Below are 19,848 nucleotides of genomic sequence, written 5' to 3' on the forward strand. Positions count from 1 at the left end.
ATCTAATGGATTTAACGTTACCACGAATTAACGCACTGCGAGATTCTGCAAACGAAGATGCAGCTTCCGGTGCTGGGCGCTACCATTCAACACGCATATCTAGCATGGGTGTCTCTGCAAAAGGGGATGCTGATGATTTAGGCGTGGGTGTCACTGGTAGTGATAGTGCTGGTCGCGAGCAGGTAGTGATGTCTAGCCAAAATAAAGTCATCGTTGGATATTGGTTAGTGCGGGCGGTACTTAATGTGGCGCTCTCTCGTGGCGGTAATAAGAATAAATTCTTGCGCGGTACAGGCATTTTTGAGGAGTCGTTACAACCCAATTCGCTAATAAGCATAAACCAATATTCATCGCTGCTAGTCAATGTTCATAGTCAAACCAAAGGTAATGATGTCAGTTTTTTATTGGGTGGAGCTTTCGCTTCGCAGTGGCTTGCTAGTCCGCTGCACGTGCTTAAAACATGTGAAAATATTGAGCAGCTACTTTTACACCTTATTCAACACCCAACATTTAGGTGGTGTAGCTTACCGCTATGTCAGTTTCAGCGGTTTGAAAGTAACGACAAAATAATACTAGTGCCCCAGTTTACAGGCACTTGCAGCAAACAGCTTCCGTTCACTCTTGAAGTGGCATTTGCAACGCTGGTGGCGCTCATTAAAAATGTTGCGAACAAGCGAATACCTTTGTCTTTTACCTTCACATGCAGTCGACCGAAGAATATTGCTGACTATGAAACGCACCTTGGGCTTAAATTATCGTTTAATAGCCTTTTTAACAGTATTTGCATTGAAAAAGGGGTAACAAGCCAACCCTTAGGGCTGACGGCTCAGCCGACAGATTTTGTTGAATCGCACGCTTCTCTGAAAGATTTATCAAGTAACAGTTCAATGCAAACGAAGGGAGGGACTTCTATTGAACAGCAATACCGCTTGTCTTTGCCTGATTTTGTGAGGCATTACGTTTGTACATCCTCAAATACACAGTCGCCAAATATCGGGTTGCCCGAGCTAGCGGAAACCTTAGCAGTCAGCGTAGCTACGCTAAAACGGAAATTAAAAGAGTACGGCACTAGCTATCGCACGCTGTCCGAAGAAGTTCAGCGCAATCATGCGCTTTTGCTTTTATCGGTATACAAGGTGAGTAACGAGGCTGCTGCCAACGCAATGGGCATTAACGATTTGCCTAACTTTCGTCGTACGGTAAAACGACTGACAGGTAAAACCCCTAGCGAACTTAGAAGTTAATCAGAAACCGTAAATCGTGTTCGCTTCTTATTTGTGAAGCATAAGGCCTTTGTAACATAACATCTCAGTGCACGATTAACCCTACTAAATAACTGTGTGAAGCTGGCCCCGACAACAAGATGGTTGGAGGCTCACTTCTTAAACAACGCAATACTCTTTGTCACGTCATCTCAATCTAGAACTAGTATACCTGCCGTGATACGACGCAATTACAAACTTTTTGAGTCTCATTGAGAGGGTAATTATCTGTACGGTCTGTTATGGACATAGTCATTGGTAAGTAAATGTCTTTTCAATACCGTAAAAACCTTTTATCCTTTGCAGCTTTAGCTTTTCACCGTCAAAAACCGTCACGTTATGGTTTCGTTGAAGCTTTTTTTACGCACTCGCAACCAGCAGGTGGCTTTTCAGCGTAGCCTTTAAACCTTTGCTGTCACGCAATAAAACCCAAAAGAGAGTGTTCTGTGCACGAAAATAATGACATTGCACCAAATTCTATCGCACCCAACCCGTTAGGTTTAACGCCCATTTTGCTTTTTGTAATACTTGTTGTAGTGACAGGAATTACCACAAACGATATTACTGCGATGCCTATTTTGGTGGCGTTTTTTATCAGCGCTGGGTATGGCCTATGTTTAAATCCGAAAGGGAAAAAGGTCAGCTTCTCTGAAAAAGTACAAACGTTTTGTAAAGGCGGCGGTGATAAAAACATTATTCTTTTAGTGCTTATATTCCTGTTAGCCGGTGCGTTTTATGCGGTAACTATTGATATTGGCGCTCGGGATGCCACGGTTAATATGGCGCTGCAATTTGTGCCTTCCGCACTTATATTGCCAGGCCTCTTTTTGATTTGCTGTTTCATATCATTTTCAATGGGTACTTCCATGGGTACCATCACTGCGCTCTCGCCAATAGGTGCAGGCCTTGCCACAAGTTTGGGGCTGCCGGTAGAAATGGCGCTAGGTATTGTGGTGGGGGGCGCAATGTTCGGTGATAACCTCTCGTTTGTTTCAGACACCACCATTGCCGCAACCCGTACCCAAGGCGTTCAGCTTAAAGACAAGTTCAAGGCAAACTTAATGGTTGCTGTGCCGGCATGCATCGTCACCATGGCGTTGCTGCTTATGGTGGATGTTGATACTTCTGGCATCGTTGAAGGCGGCAGCTACGATTTTTGGCGCATAGTGCCTTACTTGTGCATTATCGCTTTTGCGCTAACAGGGTTTAACGTCATTAGCGTACTTGCAGTGGGTATTGCCAGTGCCTGCGTAGTAGGCTTGCTACAAGGAAGCTTTACGCCACTTTCAATGATGCAAAGCATTCAAAAAGGGATGGGCTGGATGCAGGACTTAGCGATGATTGCCATAACCATAGGCGGTATTGTGGCACTTATGCACGCTAACGGCGGTATAACCTGGTTAATCGAGCGTTTGACCCGTAAAGTCACGTCAAAGAAAGGCGCTGAGTTCAGTATTGCTGGCTTAGTTAGCTTTTTGGACATTACAACGGCGAACAACACTATTGCGATTGTTACCGCTGGTCCAATTGCAAAAGACCTGAATGAAAAATACGGCGTCGACCCTCGTCGTACGGCATCACTTTTGGATATCTTTTCGTGCAGTTTCCAAGGTTTAGTCCCTTACGGGGCGCAGCTTTTAAGTGCCGCGGCCGTAGTGGGTATTTCACCATTAGCTATTACGCCGTACTGCTGGTATCCCATGCTGATTTTTGTGTTTGGTGTAGCGGCCATTTGGTTCGGTTTTCCCCGTTTTAAAACGCCGCAGGACGATGAATTAACCCAAAGCGCTTAAATTCTCGTAACGCTTAACACACTGGCTTTTTAGGGCGGTATCTTCTAGGATCACCGCCCGAATTTTATTGATGATTAGAAACACGCTTTAGGATGTCACTTTGTCTTCACCACTTGCAATAAAACCTCTTTACAACAAACTAGACGATTGTTTAAGCGCAGATAAGTTTCGTTTAAAGCGACGCATTACGCAGCTTGCACAAAAAGTGAATGGTACATCTGGTATTGACGGAAAAGGCGCGGAGAAAAAAGCTGCTAATCCAAAAGCTTCAAAACGTGACAGCGCGGTTAGCGAAGAAAGCTTAAAAGCACAGTTTGAAAAACTTGAAGGCGACATCGATGCATCGATAGAAAAACGCCAATGGCGTAAAGACAACCTTCCTAAAGTTGAATACCCACCGCTGCCAGTTAGCGATAAAAAAGAAGATATTAAAGAAGCGATTGCGAATAACCAAGTCGTTATTGTTGCGGGTGAGACTGGGTCGGGTAAAACTACGCAGTTACCTAAGATATGCTTAGAGTTAGGTCGCGGTGTAAATGGCATGATAGCCCACACCCAGCCAAGACGATTAGCGGCGCGAAGTGTAGCCACTCGTATAGCCGAAGAGCTCAACACGCCGCTTGGCGAAAAGGTAGGTTTTAAAATTCGCTTTAGCGATCAGGTTAGCGAGCGAAGCTACGTTAAGCTTATGACCGACGGTATGCTGCTAGCTGAAATGCAGCAAGACCGCTTTTTAAATCAATACGATACTATCATTATCGATGAAGCCCACGAGCGAAGCCTTAATATCGACTTTTTGTTAGGCTATTTGCGTCAGCTTTTAGATAAGCGCCCTGATTTAAAACTCATCATCACCTCTGCCACCATCGACCCAGAACGTTTCTCTAAGCATTTTAACAATGCGCCGATTATCGAAGTAAGCGGACGTACCTATCCGGTAGAAATTCGTTACCACGCGCCAGAAGACAATGATGACGATATTGATCAAAGTGACGCCATCGTAAACGCAGTCGACGAGCTAATGCGTGAAGCACCGGGCGATATCTTAGTGTTCTTAAGCGGGGAGCGCGAGATACGCGACACCCAAGATGCCTTGAGCAAACAGCATTATCGCAACACTGAAATTGTTCCGCTGTATGCGAGGTTGTCGGCGGCAGAGCAAAACCGCATATTTCAGTCTCACAGCGGCAGACGCATTGTACTTGCTACCAACGTGGCAGAGACCTCGCTCACGGTGCCTGGCATTAAATACGTCATTGACCCGGGGTTTGCCCGTATTTCACGCTACAGCGCCAGAAGTAAAGTGCAGCGTTTACCTATTGAGCCAATATCTCAGGCGTCAGCGAATCAGCGGGCAGGGCGATGCGGCCGTGTGTCTGACGGTATTTGTATTCGTCTTTACAGTGAAGAAGACTATTTAGGCCGCCCAGAATTTACTGACCCAGAGATCCTACGAACCAACTTAGCGTCGGTTATTTTGCAAATGCTTGCTTTAGGGTTAGGCGACATCGCTGCGTTTCCATTTGTTCAGCCGCCTGATAACCGCAATATCAACGACGGTTTCCGTTTACTTGAAGAAATTCAAGCTATCGCGAAAGGCAAAGATAACCGAAAAACCAAGCAAAGCGGCAAAATGCAGCTTACTCCGTTAGGTCGTCAAGTAGCACGTTTACCTATAGACCCTCGCTATGCTCGTATGGTGATTGAAGCAGAGCGTACTAATGCGCTTAGCGAAGTCATGGTGATTGCAGCGGGACTTTCAATTCAAGACCCGCGGGAGCGTCCACAGGAAAAACGCCAGCAAGCAGACGAGAAGCACAGCGAATACCACGATAAAGATTCTGACTTTATCAGTCTTTACAACTTGTGGGTGGCGTTTAGAGAGCAGCAAAACGCACTGAGTCAAAACCAATTGCGCAAATGGTGTAAGCAAAATTTCATCAACTATTTACGTATGCGTGAGTGGCAGGACATTGTTAGCCAGCTCAAAAAGTCTATCGCTGAGCTGGGCTTTGGCATTTCAAAGCATGAAGCCGACTATCAGGCTATTCACCAAGCCATCGCCAGCGGCTTGCTGTCTCACATGGGCTTTAAAGATAAAGAGCGCGAGTATATGGGCTCGCGCAATTCGCGCTTTCTTATTTTCCCGGGTTCAGGGCTATCAAAGTCTCAGCCAAAATGGGTAATGGCAGCTGAGCTTGTAGAAACCTCTAAGCTATTTGCTCGTATGGTGGCAAAAATTGACCCAGCATGGGTAGAGCCTTTGGCCGAGCATGTTGTGCAAAGAAGCTATTCAGAGCCACACTGGTCTAAAAAGCGCGGCGCGGTGATTGCCTTTGAAAAAGTAACTTTGTTCGGGTTACCCATAGTGATGAAGCGTGCGAAGGTTTATAGCCTTATCGACCCGCCAATTTGCCACGAGCTATTTATCCGCGAAGCGTTAGTAGAGGGCAATACTAAGCTCAATTACAGCTTCTTACAGGAAAATCAGGCGCTGCTTGAGCAGGCTGACGAGTTTGAACAAAAGACCCGTCGTCGCGATTTGATAGTCGATGATGAAGAGCTTGTAAGCTTTTATGCAAAGCGTATTCCGGTTGAAGCCAATAACGACGCGGCGTTTAAAAAGTGGTTTAGACAGCACGGAAGCAACGACAGTTTAACGTTTAAAGAAGAAGACGTATATCGACAGCAGCCGGGGCAATCGGTAGCGAACGCGTTTCCTGATGTATGGCGCCAGGGCAATATTACGCTGCCGCTACGCTATAACTTCGAACCTAATGCTGAAGACGATGGCGTAACTGTTGTCATCCCGCTGCCTGTGCTCAATCAAGTTGATAACGTAGGTTTTGATTGGCTGGTGCCGGGGCTAAGGCACGACCTAATTGTGGGTTTAATTAAAACCTTGCCTAAACGCTTGCGTCGTAACTTTGTGCCTGCGCCTAATTTTGCTGAGGCGTGCCTTGCTGATATCAGTGAAACAGATAAGAACAACCGTCCGGTGCCGCTGCTTGAAGCTGTAACCGATAAGTTACGCAAAATGACGGGCGTAATTATTGAGAGCGAAGAGTGGAATCTAGATCAGCTTGATAAGCATTTGAAAATGCACTTTGCGGTAGTTAATGACAACGGTGATGACATTGCCAAAGGTGACGACCTGCACGCGCTTAAACAACAGTGTGCAGGGCAGGTGAAACAAACCTTTGAGAAAGCCGCAACACCGGAGTTAGAGCGAAATAACATAGAACAATGGGATTTCGAAAGCTTGCCAGAAACCTTCGTGCAGAAAGTAGGCGGGTTTGAAGTTCAGGCGTTCCCAGCGCTGGTACAAAAGGGCGATAAGGTAGATATTGCGCTCATTGAAGAAGCAGATAAAGCCCAAGTGCTGCATAAGCAAGGCGTGAACGTCTTGATTAAGAACGCCATGCCGTCGCCGCTTAATTACTTACAAAGCAAATTACCTAACAAAGCCAAACTGGGTTTGTATTTCAACCCATTTGGACAAGTGAAGGCGCTAATTGATGATTGTATTTTTGCGGGTATCGACGCCATTGTCAGTGATTACTGCAAAACCAATAACACCGACATTCGCAGCAAAGCCGATTTTGAAGCCTGTTTAGAGATTGCTCGTGCCAACATTAATGACAGAGTGTTAGAGATTGCCAAACAAGTGGAGCAGGGGCTTACCCTTGCGCACCAGTGCCAAAAGCAAATGAAAGGTAATGTGCCGCTGACTATGATAAACGCCCTAGGTGACTGCAAAGCCCACTTGGCATCACTAGTTTTTCCTGGTTTTGTTTCTGAAATTGGCGAGAGCCGATTAGATGATTGGAATCGCTATATTAAGGGCCTAGCCCGCCGTTTGGAAAAGCTTCCCATCGATCCTAACAAAGACAGAATGCATCAGGTCACGGTAGAAAAGTCGATTAAAGAATGGGAAAAAGCGTGCAGCAAGTACCCCAAAGGTAAAGTGCCTCAAGCGCTTAATGACGTGCGCTGGATGATAGAAGAACTGCGGGTTTCTTTGTTTGCGCAACAACTCGGAACGGCTTACCCGATTTCGGCGAAGCGCATTACGCTTCATTTGGCGGACTTTTAAGGCCGAGAACGGTAAATATCCATTTGACGCGCAGGGGGTAGGGCGCGAATAGGATCTTAAGTGTATATGCATCAATTTTTTTCATGACAACAGGCACGCTCGCCACCAAGCGGGCGTGGCATCGACCCATTCACAGAGTAGAAAATACCTAATGCAATTACCCAATGGCTATGTTTCAACGTACGATTGAGGTAAGACCAATATCATTTTTACAATATTGCTGAATAAATTTTGGACAGTTCGATTGACAAGTTATCGTCATCACCCTATAACAACAGTGTAGTCGAAAGCGTAAAGCTAAAAATCGGGAGATGTAGACATGTTGGGATACGACGATAAGCGAAATTTTTTCAGGATGATGGTAAATTCGCCTTGTCAGTTGCAAATTACTGACGATGAGTCGAGCCGCACCATGCAGGCAATGTGTAGAGATATCAGCGCTACTGGTATGTCTTTAGAGGTTGATGAACCCTCGATTGAAGTAGGCACTCAGGTGAGTGTGGCTATCGAATCATCTAGTTCTCAAATTCCCTCTTTGGCCGCGTTGGCGACTGTTGTTCGCTGTAAGCCTGAATCTGAGTCTAGTTGCATAATAGGTGTTGAAATTTCTCAGATGAAGTAGTCACTTTTCTGTTACTTAGGCGAAGCTCCCCCCTTCGCCCCATTCAGTCGTAATACACGAGACATTATTTTCATTCAGTATTTCGAATAAGCCGTTCAATTTTTTCTATTTTAACTTCCATCCTCAATTGATAATAATTCTCATTAATGCGAAAGCAAACAAATTTAAACTTTTGAGAGAGCGATTATTATGAAAAAGACATTTACCTTTGCAGTCATGCACTTTTCGGTTGCATTCACCGTTGCTTACTTACTAACAGGTAGCCTAATAGTGGGCGGTGCAGTGGCCTTGGTCGAGCCAGCGGTTAATACCGTAGCATTTTATTTCCACGAAATGGTATGGAAAAAATTGGAGAGTAAAGAGGAGGTTACTGAAGGGCAAGCAAGTGAGTCTTCACTGCAGCTATCGAATGGCTTTTCCCAAAATGATGTAACCTTCGCTTCTTAAAACGTAAGGTTTATTGCTCGCTTTTTAAGCTATTTGCATAATATATTGTTAATTCAATAAGTGAAATCAGCGCCCAAGTTCTTATAACAACGAGGGCGCTTTTTCATTTCTAATCGTCGGTGACTTCACAAACTAGACCTTTCAAATAGTAGCCTTCAGGGTAGCTGCCAATGATAGGGTGGTCAGACGCTTGATTGAGCCTTGCAATAATTTTAATAGTGCGGCCTGCATCAAGTGCAGCGTCGGCGACAACTTTCTGGAACAGATCTGCCGGCATGAGGCCTGAGCAGCTAAATGTAAGCAGCAGACCGCCAGATTTAACCGCATGGATACCGTACATATTAATGTCTTTATAGCCGCGGGCAGCACGGTTTAATGTTGCCTTGCTATCGACAAACTTTGGTGGGTCGAGTATGACCATATCAAACTGTTTGCCCTGCTCGTGATACTCCCTGAGTGCCTTAAACACGTCTTGATTTACGTAATTGGCTTTGTTTTCGTCTAAACCATTGATGGCTACATGGTGTTTGGCTAAATCGAGAGCAGGCTGAGATACATCAACGTTAGTCACGGATTTAGCACCGCCAGAGAGTGCGTAACATGAAAACGTACCTGTGTAGCTAAAACAGTTGAGTACGTCAGCATCTTTCGCGTAATGTGCAGCGGCGGCACGGCTATCACGCTGATCGAGATAAAAACCGGTTTTATGACCCTGTTCTATATCAACAACGATATTAATACCGTTTTCTTTTACTGTAACCTGCATTGGTGGCTCGCCGTGAAGCACGCCTGTTACAGGCTCTAGCCCTTCTTTTTTACGTACATCAACGTCACTGCGCTCATAGATGTGAACATCAGGCATTAGCTTGGTGATTGCCCATACAATTTTATCTCGGTGCTTTTCACCGCCAGCGCTTAGAAGCTGTACCACGGCCACATTGTCGTAGAGATCAATCGTAATACCGGGAAGGCCATCACTTTCAGACGCTACCCAACGAAACGCATTCGTTTGGGTTGGGTCAAACAAGCGCTTACGCAGGTTTAGCGCAGTTTCTAAGCGGCGCAGGAAGAAGCCATTATCAATGCTTTCTTCTTTTTTAAACGTCCACATGCGAACGCGAATTTTAGAATTTGGCGAGTAAGCGCCTCGCCCTAGCCAGTCGCCTTCAGAGTCGAAAACATCTACCGTATCGCCAACTCGAGCACGGCCTTTTAGCTCAGCCACGGCGCTCTCGAAAATCCACGGGTGTTTACGGCGAAGTGATTTATCTCTGGATGGTTGTAATATGACCTGTGCTGACATGTAGGCTCTCGTGGTAATTTAAACAATATATATTTGATGTAAGCCATTCTAGATGCTTACGGTAATGGCCGCGATTATACGCATTTTCAGAGGTTCTGTGTTTAATAATACCAATCTGGGTTGGTATAAACTCATAAGAACCCCAAACTGATTGTTATTGAAGTACGTAGATACATTACGATTAAAATTTTAAGACTAGGATTAGGGGCAAAGTATGCGCTATGTGGATTTTGAAAAGGGATGTACCCCAAGCGAGTTGGTTGTTAAGGAATGCGAAGGTTTATCTCTAACATCAGGAAAAGTAAAAGTAGAGGTCAAAGCATTCGGTGTAAATCGAGCAGATACGTTGCAGCGCCAAGGCAACTATCCACCTCCGCCAGGGGAAAGTGAAATCCTCGGATTAGAGGTCGCTGGCGTTGTAACAGAAGTTGCCCGTGATGTGAGTACCTTTAAAGAGGGAGATGAAGTATTTGGTTTGGTTGCCGGTGGTGGCTATGCTACTGAAGTCATTGTTAATCCTGCCCACCTAATGATTATCCCAAAGGGCATGCCATTTTTTGAAGCAGCAGGTCTTGCCGAAGTTTTCCTTACCGCATTTCAGTGTTTGCGCACCATTGCTCACATTAAGCCCGCTGAACGCGCCTTGATACACGGGGGCGCAAGTGGTGTGGGATTGGCCGCCACTCAGCTATGTCGATATTGGGGCGTACATAGTGCCGTAACAGCGTCAAGCCAAGATAAGCTTACCCTTTGTGAAAACAATGGTGCAGAGCACCTTATTAACTACAAAAAGCAGCAGTTTGATGACGTTCTTAAAAAAGTGTGGCCTGAAGGGGTTGATATGGTGCTTGATATGGTAGGTGGTGACTACTTAAACCGAAACCTCAAAATACTAAAGCAAGATGGAAAAGTGGTTTATTTAGCTATGCTCGCAGGACGTTACGCCGATAATCTCGACATGGCAATGCTGTTGGGTAAAAGAGCTTCGATTATTGGAACTACACTGAGAAATCGGAGTGACGAGTATAAAGCGGACTTGGTACGTGACTTTTCCAACGTATGTTTGCCCGCTTTTGAAAATAAAGAGCTAAATGTAAACATCGATACCCATTACAGCATTGATGACATCGACAAGCCTCATGCGCGATTGGAAAACAACGATACACAGGGCAAGTTGGTGCTTTCGTGGTAAAAGTTCGAGGTAAACGTCTTTGATAAAAGCTATCGGTGAGAGCTTTTAGTAATGGCTCGCAGTAAAGACACTTCGCGGAGGTATGCTACTTTCCAATAAAGCCTTCATCAGGCTTTGTTGGGTTTGCCTCTGCAGCACCGCGTGCAAGATCATCACAGCGCTCGTTTTCGGGGTGACCCGAATGACCTTTCACCCAATGCCAGTTAATTTTGTGCTTTTTTACCGCTTCATCTAAACGTTGCCACAAATCTGCATTCTTTACTGGCTTCTTGTCAGCCGTGCGCCAACCATTTTTGCGCCAGTTATGGATCCACTGATTAATGCCGTTTTTTACGTACTGACTGTCGGTGGTCAATTCGACGTTGCAAGGTTCATTTAAGCTATTAAGTGCTTCGATAGGGGCTAAGAGTTCCATGCGATTGTTAGTGGTGTGGGCAAAGCCATCGCTCAACTCTTTTCTGTGTTGCTTATAAATTAACACAGCGCCGTACCCGCCCGGTCCTGGATTACCCAAGCATGAGCCGTCGGTGTATATATGAATGGTCTTTTGAGCCACAAGGTTTCCTTTGATTTAACTAGCGTAATTTATCGTATCTTTTCCCTTAGCGGATTGCGAAGGGATTGATATACTATCAAAAAATGAAAGTGCAATTATAGTAGAGGTTCCATGCGCCAAATTGTTCTCGATACTGAAACCACAGGTATTGACCCCAAAGAAGGCCACCGCATTATCGAAATAGGGTGTGTTGAAGTTGTTAACCGCCGTTTGACGGGGAATCACTTTCACGTTTACATCAACCCGGGCCGTCACATTGAACAAGAGGCAATTGAAGTTCACGGTATAACCAATGAATTTCTTGCCGACAAGCCTACATTTTCTCAGGTGGCTCAGGAGTTTGTTAACTTTATCAAAGGGGCACAGCTTGTTATTCATAACGCCCCCTTCGATGTGGGCTTTATGGATCACGAGTTTGGTATGGAAACGTCAACAAAGGGCGTCATTACCAATCAAATCTGTGATGTACTTGATACGCTGACCCTTGCTCGCCAAATGCACCCTGGCCAGAAAAACAACCTCGATGCGTTGTGTAAGCGCTATGGTATAGACAACAGTCATCGAACTCTTCACGGCGCTTTGCTGGATGCGGAAATTCTAGCAGATGTTTACCTGTTAATGACCGGTGGGCAGACTAAACTTAAACTAGCATCTAGCTCTGGCAGTGATGCTGATTCCACCGCGATACGAAGAGTTAAGCGAAGCGCAAATAAATTAAAGGTTATTAAAGCTACCGCCGATGAAATAACACAGCACGAGGCTCGCTTGGACATAGTGGAAAAAGCGGGTGGCAAATGCTTATGGCGTCCTCAGCCTGAAGAGGTGTCTTAGCAGAACATAATCAAATAGAAATAAAGCAGCCAAACAATGCAGGAGCAGCGTAGCGTGAGAGTGTGGTTTTATTGGGTAATTCTTTTATCATTGTTTATACACTTAACCGCTGGCGCTCAGTCGCTAGAGGACGAGCGCGATGCTGCAAGGCAGCTTGCAGATAGTGCGGTACAAAATCCTCAGTCAAATAATCAAAATGTCGATACCTCGCCGCTTACTGACTTAGGCGATAGCTACACAAATTCAATCAAACTCCTACAAAACCGATTTCGCGTTGATTATAACGTTGAAGAAATCACTATGGTTTTCTTCAGAGAATATGGCTCTGCCCCAGTAGTACTTGTAAGGCCTGATGGTTCTAAACTGTTTCAAGGGCGGGTGGACGAAGAGAAAGTAGAGTGGTTCGATGCCGACACCTTCGACATGATCACCATTAAAAACCCAGTTCCAGGGCCGTGGCAGGCTGTTGGTCAGGTGTTGCCAGAAAGCCGTGTCATGGTGATATCGAACATTGAGTTACATGCGGACCCGTTACCTAACGTTTTGTTTGCCGGTGAAATTTTAAAATCTACGGCGTATCTCACGAATAACGGCGAGCCGATTGATAACAAACAGTTTAGAGATGTGGTTGAGCTCGATATTGAATTTAAAAGCACGAACAATCCTAACTTCGGAAATTTCGGTACAGGCGATCAAAATATTGCTACGTTTCAAGACGACGGCCGAGGAATGGACGAACGCCCAGCAGATGGTGTCTTTACCGGGCAATTTAATTTAAAAATACCGGCGGGTGAGTGGAAGCCCGTTTTTCGCGTTATTACTCCCATGTATACCCGTGAGCAAGAAAGCCAACCGATTGTCTTACATAACAACCCTGTTTCTATTGACGCCGAAATGAATGGCGGTGGTGATGGCTATCACAAGATCATAATTGATGTTGATCGGGAGCTCGTGGATATTGAGTCTTTACTTGTGGATGGAAAAGTAAAGTTCCCCAATGCAGACATGCAGAACTTTTCTTTAACTGAAGGGGGGAGTGAGCCTCGTGAGCATCTAATTGTTGCCTATGAGAAAGGCATTTTTAGAGTAAAGATTACTGCGTATGGAACAACAGTGAACGGGCGAGACTTCATTTTGGATGTGCCTGAATTTAGTTTTGTCGCTGAGGGTCCCCAAGAGCCTGAAGTTGAAGATCCATTAATAAATGGAAAAGACCCAATAGTCGACGGAAGTGCGCCGTTAGTTGCGTCGCCAGAAACGACCCCCGCGTCCGTGATGCCAGACGATCAGTCCTCGCAAGATGAAATGGATGACGGTACCTTGACGATGCTATTAATCGCGGTGAACGGTTCAATTGTGTTGATCGGCATGCTTGCTGCCGTTGTCATTATTTTTATGCGTAAAAAGCGCAGCACGTCTCCAAAATCGTCGCCCACCCCAACAAAGCAAGCATCAACCACGACTGATGCCGATCTTTCCATGGATGAAGCGCCAAAAGGTTTTAAAAAGCTGTTAGGCATGTTTAAGAAAAGGGGCAAATCTGAAAAGCCCTAAATCCCTTTTATTAATCATGTGATGAAGTGTTGCTAAATCACCCAGTTTGAATTTTATTTCGACATAATGCCTATTTAACAGGCAAACAAACCGCAGATGACAATTTTATTAATAAAAAGCGTTGACTCCACATAGGGGAATACGTATTATCTGCGCCGCAGTCAGGGGACAGGGCAACAACAGCCAAGTCAACTTACTGATAACATTGAAGATGTGGAGCGGTAGTTCAGTTGGTTAGAATACCGGCCTGTCACGCCGGGGGTCGCGGGTTCGAGTCCCGTCCGCTCCGCCACTCTTTCAATGGTATAATTAAATGTCTTCGGAGCGGTAGTTCAGTTGGTTAGAATACCGGCCTGTCACGCCGGGGGTCGCGGGTTCGAGTCCCGTCCGCTCCGCCATTTAGTTATACAGCGCAATCTCGATTATGTGGAGCGGTAGTTCAGTTGGTTAGAATACCGGCCTGTCACGCCGGGGGTCGCGGGTTCGAGTCCCGTCCGCTCCGCCATTAGTCGAATAAAGCGCGCTTCCCATTATGCGGAGCGGTAGTTCAGTTGGTTAGAATACCGGCCTGTCACGCCGGGGGTCGCGGGTTCGAGTCCCGTCCGCTCCGCCATTAATGATATGCTTTCTATTACAAATTTCCCGTTCAGGGTTCTCTCAAAAATACATCTATCTTCTCCAAGTATAATTTAAATACGGCGCTAGTAGTCCATTTGTATTATTTCAGATACGGCTTTCCAATATTCAATTTGCTTTTATCTTTCGTTGTTTGAACACCTTGCCTTATGCAGGCCAAAACTATGCACTCAACGTCAGTACGTCAAAAACTAACCTACAAACAGTAACATGTGACCTAAAGTCGTAGTGTGTTTTTTTGAATCTGTACTACAGTTAAATCGTTAGTGCTTAATAACAATGGAAACTATGAACAAAAGCGATCAAAAACGGTATTTCCTTGCAGATAACTTAAAAGCGATTGGCGTTTCTCTATTAAGCGTAGCTTTGGTAACACTTATTCTTGCCATCGTTATGTTTGTGTTTATCAAAGAACAAGAAGAAAGCCGAGCCAAAGAAATTTTGGACAATGTTCGTCTTGTCTTCAGAGATGCTGAAATTACTCTCGATTACCTTAATGCATTGCCTTACCAGTCCTGCGAGCTCGATAATTTGGCCGAAATGCGCAAAACCTTATTCCGGTCTCGTTTTGTAAAAGAGATTGGTTTTTATGAGAATAATAAACTTAAGTGTAGTACTTATCTTGGTATTCTAGATACGCCGTTTAAAGAAGTTGAGCCTGACTTTTATACGCAGCTTGGCGATGCATTTTGGATAAATACACCTTTGCAACTTTTCGATAAGCAGGCTACGGGCACCATTGTACAGCGTGGGCGCTACAACGCCGTATTAGACATGGACAGTGTAATTGGCTACAGCTACACACAAGATTGGCAGCTTTTTTACAATGGCGATCAATTTTATCATATAGCAGGTAATCCTGGCTTGGTTGACACAAGACTTAGTAGGGATGAAATGAATGCGCGGACAGGCTATTTCTCATTACAGTTTATATTGTGTGACGAGCGCTACAACAATACTTGCTTAAAAGTGAAATCTGATCACGGGAGAGTATTAGATTTACACTCTGGGAAAATCGTCTTATTTGTCTTTGCCATGTTGATGACCGCAGCGTTAACGCATATGGTAATGTTTAATTATTTACGCCGTCGCCGCTCTTTGGAATCTCGTGTGAGTAAAGGCTTTAAAGAACATAAGTTCTACAGCCTCTATCAGCCTTTTGTTGATTTAGATACCGGTAAAGTCATTGGTTGCGAAGTGCTGAGTAGGTTTGAAGACGAATTCGGGCCTATTTATCCTGATGAGTTTATTCCTCAAGTCAAAGAGCAAGATATGACGTGGGAATTCACCATAGATATGATAACAACAGCAATGAAAGAGCTTAACGAAAACCCGAATATTCCTGAAGGGTTCAAGGTATCGTTTAATCTTTTTCCTTTTGATTTTACAAGAGAAGATTGTTTAGACTTAGATTTTGTTCTTGAGATGAACGTCAAAAACTTTAAGTTGGTTTTGGAAATTACTGAGGACGAACAGATAGCTACTCATAGTGCCGTTAAACATATCAAGTCTCTCAAAAGCAAAGGGTTCTTGTTTGCTATTGACGATTTTGGTGTTGGTTACTCCAACTTAAGTCAGCTTAAAACATTGAACTGTGACTATCTTAAAATCGACCGAAGTTTCGTAATGGATATGGAAGATAACAGTATTCGCTCATCACTCATCCCGCATATTGTCAGTATTGCCGAAGGACTAAATGTTGACTTGATTGCCGAAGGCGTTGAGAACATAGATCAATGCAATGAGCTGAAAAGTTTAACCATTGGCTTTGGGCAAGGGTGGTTGTTTGGCAAGCCTCAGTCTGCCGATTCGCTAGCTAAAACCGTACAAGACACACATAACACGCTTTAGCGCTGTTATTTTTCAGTTGGTGTTGGTAGTGTTTAGCGCTACCATTCACCGTCTGGAAAATTAAGAAGAACAGTCGCATGCAGGACGTGCTAATTTGCCGCAATATTAACAAAACCTATCAAGATGGCAGTAATGCCACCCCCGTTTTACACGATGTCTCTCTTTCAATAAAAGCTGGTGAACATGTTGCCATATTGGGCAGCTCTGGCTCGGGGAAAAGTACGTTATTACATATACTTGGGGGATTAGACAAGCCTTCTAGTGGCGATGTTGAATTCAATGGTAAATCATTGGGTAAATTAAGTGGTAATGCGCTGGCGAAACTTCGCAATGACGAAATGGGTTTCATTTATCAGTTCCACCATTTGCTTGGTGAATTCACTGCGCTAGAAAACGTCGCCATGCCGCTGAGAATAAGAGGGCTACCGACAAAAGCAGCGCACAGTAAAGCTAAGGTTATGTTAGACGAAGTTGGACTTTCTCATCGAGCGGACCATTTACCCTCGACGATGTCGGGAGGCGAAAGACAGCGTGTGGCAATAGCGCGGGCATTAGTAACCGAACCCTCTGTTGTGCTTGCAGATGAGCCCACCGGGAATTTGGATGATTCTACGGGTGAACAAATTTATAAGCTTTTGACAAGCTTAAGCGAGAAAAAGGGCACTGCTTTTGTGGTGGTGACTCACGATATTTCGCTAGCTGCAAAAATGGACAGGGTGTTGAAAATTAAAGATGGCCGGTTAGTCAGCGAAGCACTGTCAAAGGAGGAGCAAAATGCTCGCCCTTGAACTGGCTAAAAGATTTAGGAAGACACGTTCAGAACAGCGCTTTATCTCCTTCATCTCTATGTCTTCTACCATAGGTATAGGGTTAGGCTGTTTCGTACTTATCGTTTTGCTAAGCGTTATGAACGGCTTTGAAAAAGAACTGACGAGTCGTATTTTGAGCGTAGTCCCTCACGGAGAGATATACAGCAAAAGCGAGAGTGGAATCGAGAATTTAGATGCACAGCTTTACCGGTTCTCCCAAGATAGCAGAATCGCATCTGTGACGGCCTACACACGTTTAACGGGTATGCTGCAGTCTAAAGGTGAGTTAAAAGCCATTAGCGTAACAGGTATTCCGGTAACTCAAGTTGCCGATAAATATGCCGAAAGGGTGGCGAATGAGGACTGGGAACGGTTTTCGGCGCAAGAAAATGGCCTCATTGTAGGTAAGGGCATCATGTCATCGATGGGCCTAGCCATTGGGGACACTGTGCAAGTATTGATTCCCCAAACTACTCAAGATTTAACCTTTAAAGCGCCTCGCTCCATTACGTTAACTATCGCAGGTATGCTGTCTGTTGGCGGAGAGTTAGACAACCAACTTGGGCTAATGCATTTAGCTACGGCATCGGACTCCATCGGTATTACATCTAAGGCCCAGGGTATTCAGTTTACTCTTAATGACCCGTTTTCTGCCTACGATATCATGCGAGATATTGGTTATAGCTACCCCCAAGCCGTTTATATGTCTGATTGGACACGTACCCAAGGGCATTTATATAACGACATTCAGCTTGTAAGGGCAGTGGTCTATATAGCGCTTATTCTCGTTATATCTGTAGCTTGTTTTAACATAGTGTCGTCATTAGTTATGGCTGTCAGAGACAAACAGGCCGCTATTGCGATATTGAAAACAATGGGAGCCTCTGACCGCTTAATACGTAGGACTTTTGTATTGCAGGGGGCCATTAACGGGCTCATTGGCATTGTAGTTGGCGTAACGCTTGCCTTGCTCGTCGCACCAAATCTTTCGGATATTGTTCGTTTTATCGAATCAGCCTTAGGCGTAGAGATACTCTCCGGAGATATATATTTTATTGACTTTCTACCTTCAAGCTTACATTGGCAAGATGTTGTGATAACAGTTGTGGTCGCCATGTTTTTGAGTATTGGCGCAACTTTATATCCGGCGCAAAAAGCAGCAAAAGTGTTGCCGTCTTCAGCGCTTCACTAGGCAATAACGCACCAACCTGTTAAACCCTATGTTAGTTTGTCTAGGCTTTGCTGTTTGGCCATATGGACAAACTGGCGGTTTCTCTGGCACAAAGACGGTATCGAATTAATGCGGGTAATGGCTGTAGTTAAACTCATGTAGTACAACAGTAAAAAATAAGGCCAGCGAATAACGCTGGCCTTATTTTATGGTTAGTTTGTGCGCTGCTGCAACACTGGCATTGTGTGAGCATTACACCCAACTGGCGCTAAGTCTGGGCTATTTGTTCCTTTCGAAGTGTTCGAAATCAACATCTTCTTGTTTCAACCCTGCTTTAGGGTCGTTGTAGACACTTTCATCTAATGCGCCTTCGCTTTTGGCAACGACACAAGACACCATACAGTCACCCGTAATATTTACAGCTGTACGTGTCATATCTAATAGCCTATCTACGCCGATAATAAGCGCTATACCTTCAACGGGTAAATTTACTTGCTGCAACACCATTGCAAGCATAATAAGGCCAACACCAGGTACGCCAGCGGTTCCGATAGAAGCAAGAGTGGCGGTAAGTACTACCATCATATAGTCACTTAGACTTAAATCGACGGCGTAAACCTGGGCAATGAATACCGTTGCGACGCCTTGCATAATGGCGGTACCGTCCATGTTAATTGTTGCGCCCAACGGCAGAGTGAATGAAGAAACTGAATTACCAACACCCAATTTGTTTTTAGCGGTTTCCATCGTAACTGGCAGAGTAGCGCTGCTGCTCGACGTACTAAAAGCGAAAAGTGCAGCATCGCGCATTTTCTTCATCAAGATAATGGGGTTCAGCCCTGACAAAGCTTTTAGCAGAACAGAGTAGGTTACAAGGCCGTGAAGAATTAACACGCCAAATACTAAGAAGAAATACTTCGCCAAACTTAATATAGTCTCGCCGCCTATCGTTGAAAATAGCTTTGCCATCAACACGTACACGCCGTAAGGCGCTAGGTTCATGATGATTGTCACCAAACGCATGATTACCGTATTAATGTCTTCAAAGATAGCGGTAAGGCGCTTGCCCGCATCGCCCGTCATTGCCATCGCTATACCGAACAGTACTGCAAAAACGATGATTTGAAGCATATTGCCCTGTGCCATCGAGTTTATTGGGTTGCTAGGAAACATATTAACAATAACGTCTGAAAGGCTAGGAGCCTCTTTCGCTTGGAACGTGGTTTCAGTAGTCAGATTGAGTCCATCACCAGGAGAAACTACCAAAGCTATACTCATGGCTAGTGTTATAGCAATTGCGGTTGTGACAACATAAAGTCCGACTGACTTAGCGCCAAGTCTTCCTAGTTTGCTTGGATCTGATAAAGTACTCGTTCCGCAAATAAGGGATACGAAGACGAGGGGAACCACCAGCATCTTTAAGCTAGCGATAAATATTTGTCCGAGAGTAGAAAATATACCTTCGACAAGAATGTTATACGTTGAGAGCTCTAAACCGAATATCGAAAAAGTAAAATCTCCGCTATCATCAAACAATAATTGGAGAAAGACACCAGTCAAGATACCGGCAGCCATGCCGATAAATATGCGAGCGGTTAAACTATACTTATGTGCAGATGAAGACATTAATGTTTCCTGTGCATTTTTATATTTTTAATCTTTCGTAGTGTGCCAGATTCAGTTGATTTTTAAACATAAAAAACGACGCAATTGTCAATAAAAGAG

14 protein-coding genes and 4 tRNA genes are annotated in these 19,848 nt (G+C 44.7%); 15 read left to right on the forward strand and 3 right to left on the reverse strand.

Annotation, left to right across the window (positions count from 1 at the left end):
- Positions 1–5: 5 nt before the first annotated feature.
- From RJ41_RS18230 to RJ41_RS18250, 5 genes are all read left to right on the forward strand, one after another.
- Positions 6–1,244, forward strand: coding sequence for a helix-turn-helix domain-containing protein (locus tag RJ41_RS18230; RefSeq protein ID WP_039224138.1), 1,239 nt, complete (start codon positions 6–8; stop codon positions 1,242–1,244).
- Between the two features lie 464 nt (positions 1,245–1,708).
- Positions 1,709–3,055 (forward strand): Na+/H+ antiporter NhaC family protein, encoded by a 1,347-nt coding sequence (locus RJ41_RS18235; RefSeq protein ID WP_039223884.1) that lies wholly within the window; start codon positions 1,709–1,711, stop codon positions 3,053–3,055.
- A gap of 100 nt (positions 3,056–3,155) precedes the next feature.
- Positions 3,156–7,151 (forward strand): ATP-dependent RNA helicase HrpA, encoded by a 3,996-nt coding sequence (hrpA, locus tag RJ41_RS18240; protein ID WP_039223887.1) that lies wholly within the window; start codon positions 3,156–3,158, stop codon positions 7,149–7,151.
- Between the two features lie 319 nt (positions 7,152–7,470).
- Positions 7,471–7,773, forward strand: coding sequence for a PilZ domain-containing protein (locus RJ41_RS18245; protein ID WP_039223891.1), 303 nt, complete (start codon positions 7,471–7,473; stop codon positions 7,771–7,773).
- A gap of 189 nt (positions 7,774–7,962) precedes the next feature.
- Positions 7,963–8,220, forward strand: a complete 258-nt coding sequence (locus RJ41_RS18250; protein ID WP_039223895.1) for a DUF2061 domain-containing protein — start codon at positions 7,963–7,965, stop codon at positions 8,218–8,220.
- A gap of 109 nt (positions 8,221–8,329) precedes the next feature.
- Here the strand turns inward: RJ41_RS18250 and RJ41_RS18255 are convergent, their stop codons facing one another.
- A complete protein-coding gene (locus RJ41_RS18255) occupies positions 8,330–9,523 on the reverse strand; it encodes a class I SAM-dependent rRNA methyltransferase (RefSeq protein WP_039223898.1) in 1,194 nt (397 codons plus the stop codon).
- A 214-nt stretch (positions 9,524–9,737) separates the two neighbouring features.
- Between RJ41_RS18255 and RJ41_RS18260 the strand changes: the two genes are divergently transcribed.
- Complete coding sequence (locus RJ41_RS18260) at positions 9,738–10,715, forward strand: NAD(P)H-quinone oxidoreductase (RefSeq protein WP_039223902.1); 978 nt, start codon at positions 9,738–9,740, stop codon at positions 10,713–10,715.
- A gap of 85 nt (positions 10,716–10,800) precedes the next feature.
- Here the strand turns inward: RJ41_RS18260 and rnhA are convergent, their stop codons facing one another.
- Positions 10,801–11,271 (reverse strand): ribonuclease HI, encoded by a 471-nt coding sequence (rnhA, locus tag RJ41_RS18265; protein ID WP_039223905.1) that lies wholly within the window; start codon positions 11,269–11,271, stop codon positions 10,801–10,803.
- A gap of 111 nt (positions 11,272–11,382) precedes the next feature.
- Between rnhA and dnaQ the strand changes: the two genes are divergently transcribed.
- The 9 genes from dnaQ to RJ41_RS18310 all read left to right on the forward strand — a co-directional run bounded on the left by dnaQ (position 11,383) and on the right by RJ41_RS18310 (position 18,144).
- Positions 11,383–12,102 carry a DNA polymerase III subunit epsilon gene (gene dnaQ, locus RJ41_RS18270; RefSeq protein ID WP_039223908.1) on the forward strand — a complete coding sequence of 240 codons (720 nt, stop codon included), beginning with the start codon at positions 11,383–11,385 and terminating at the stop codon, positions 12,100–12,102.
- Positions 12,103–12,156: 54 nt separating this feature from the next.
- Complete coding sequence (locus RJ41_RS18275) at positions 12,157–13,656, forward strand: TIGR03503 family protein (protein WP_039224141.1); 1,500 nt, start codon at positions 12,157–12,159, stop codon at positions 13,654–13,656.
- Between the two features lie 215 nt (positions 13,657–13,871).
- Positions 13,872–13,948: transfer RNA gene (locus tag RJ41_RS18280), tRNA-Asp, on the forward strand.
- Positions 13,949–13,977: 29 nt separating this feature from the next.
- Positions 13,978–14,054, forward strand: a tRNA-Asp gene (locus RJ41_RS18285).
- 30 nt (positions 14,055–14,084) lie between these two features.
- Positions 14,085–14,161, forward strand: a tRNA-Asp gene (locus tag RJ41_RS18290).
- 31 nt (positions 14,162–14,192) lie between these two features.
- Positions 14,193–14,269, forward strand: a tRNA-Asp gene (locus tag RJ41_RS18295).
- 311 nt (positions 14,270–14,580) lie between these two features.
- Positions 14,581–16,143 carry an EAL domain-containing protein gene (locus tag RJ41_RS18300; RefSeq protein WP_039223911.1) on the forward strand — a complete coding sequence of 521 codons (1,563 nt, stop codon included), beginning with the start codon at positions 14,581–14,583 and terminating at the stop codon, positions 16,141–16,143.
- A gap of 77 nt (positions 16,144–16,220) precedes the next feature.
- Complete coding sequence (lolD, locus tag RJ41_RS18305) at positions 16,221–16,931, forward strand: lipoprotein-releasing ABC transporter ATP-binding protein LolD (RefSeq protein ID WP_039223914.1); 711 nt, start codon at positions 16,221–16,223, stop codon at positions 16,929–16,931.
- Positions 16,918–18,144: a lipoprotein-releasing ABC transporter permease subunit gene (locus RJ41_RS18310; RefSeq protein ID WP_039223917.1), complete on the forward strand. Its 1,227-nt coding sequence runs from the start codon at positions 16,918–16,920 to the stop codon at positions 18,142–18,144. The genes lolD and RJ41_RS18310 overlap by 14 nt, the downstream gene beginning before the upstream one ends.
- 258 nt (positions 18,145–18,402) lie before the next feature.
- Here the strand turns inward: RJ41_RS18310 and RJ41_RS18315 are convergent, their stop codons facing one another.
- Positions 18,403–19,749: a dicarboxylate/amino acid:cation symporter gene (locus tag RJ41_RS18315; protein ID WP_039223919.1), complete on the reverse strand. Its 1,347-nt coding sequence runs from the start codon at positions 19,747–19,749 to the stop codon at positions 18,403–18,405.
- Between the last annotated feature and the right edge of the window lie 99 nt (positions 19,750–19,848).

This window comes from Alteromonas marina (assembly GCF_000808575.1).
GTDB classification, from domain to species: Bacteria; Pseudomonadota; Gammaproteobacteria; order Enterobacterales; family Alteromonadaceae; genus Alteromonas; species Alteromonas marina_A.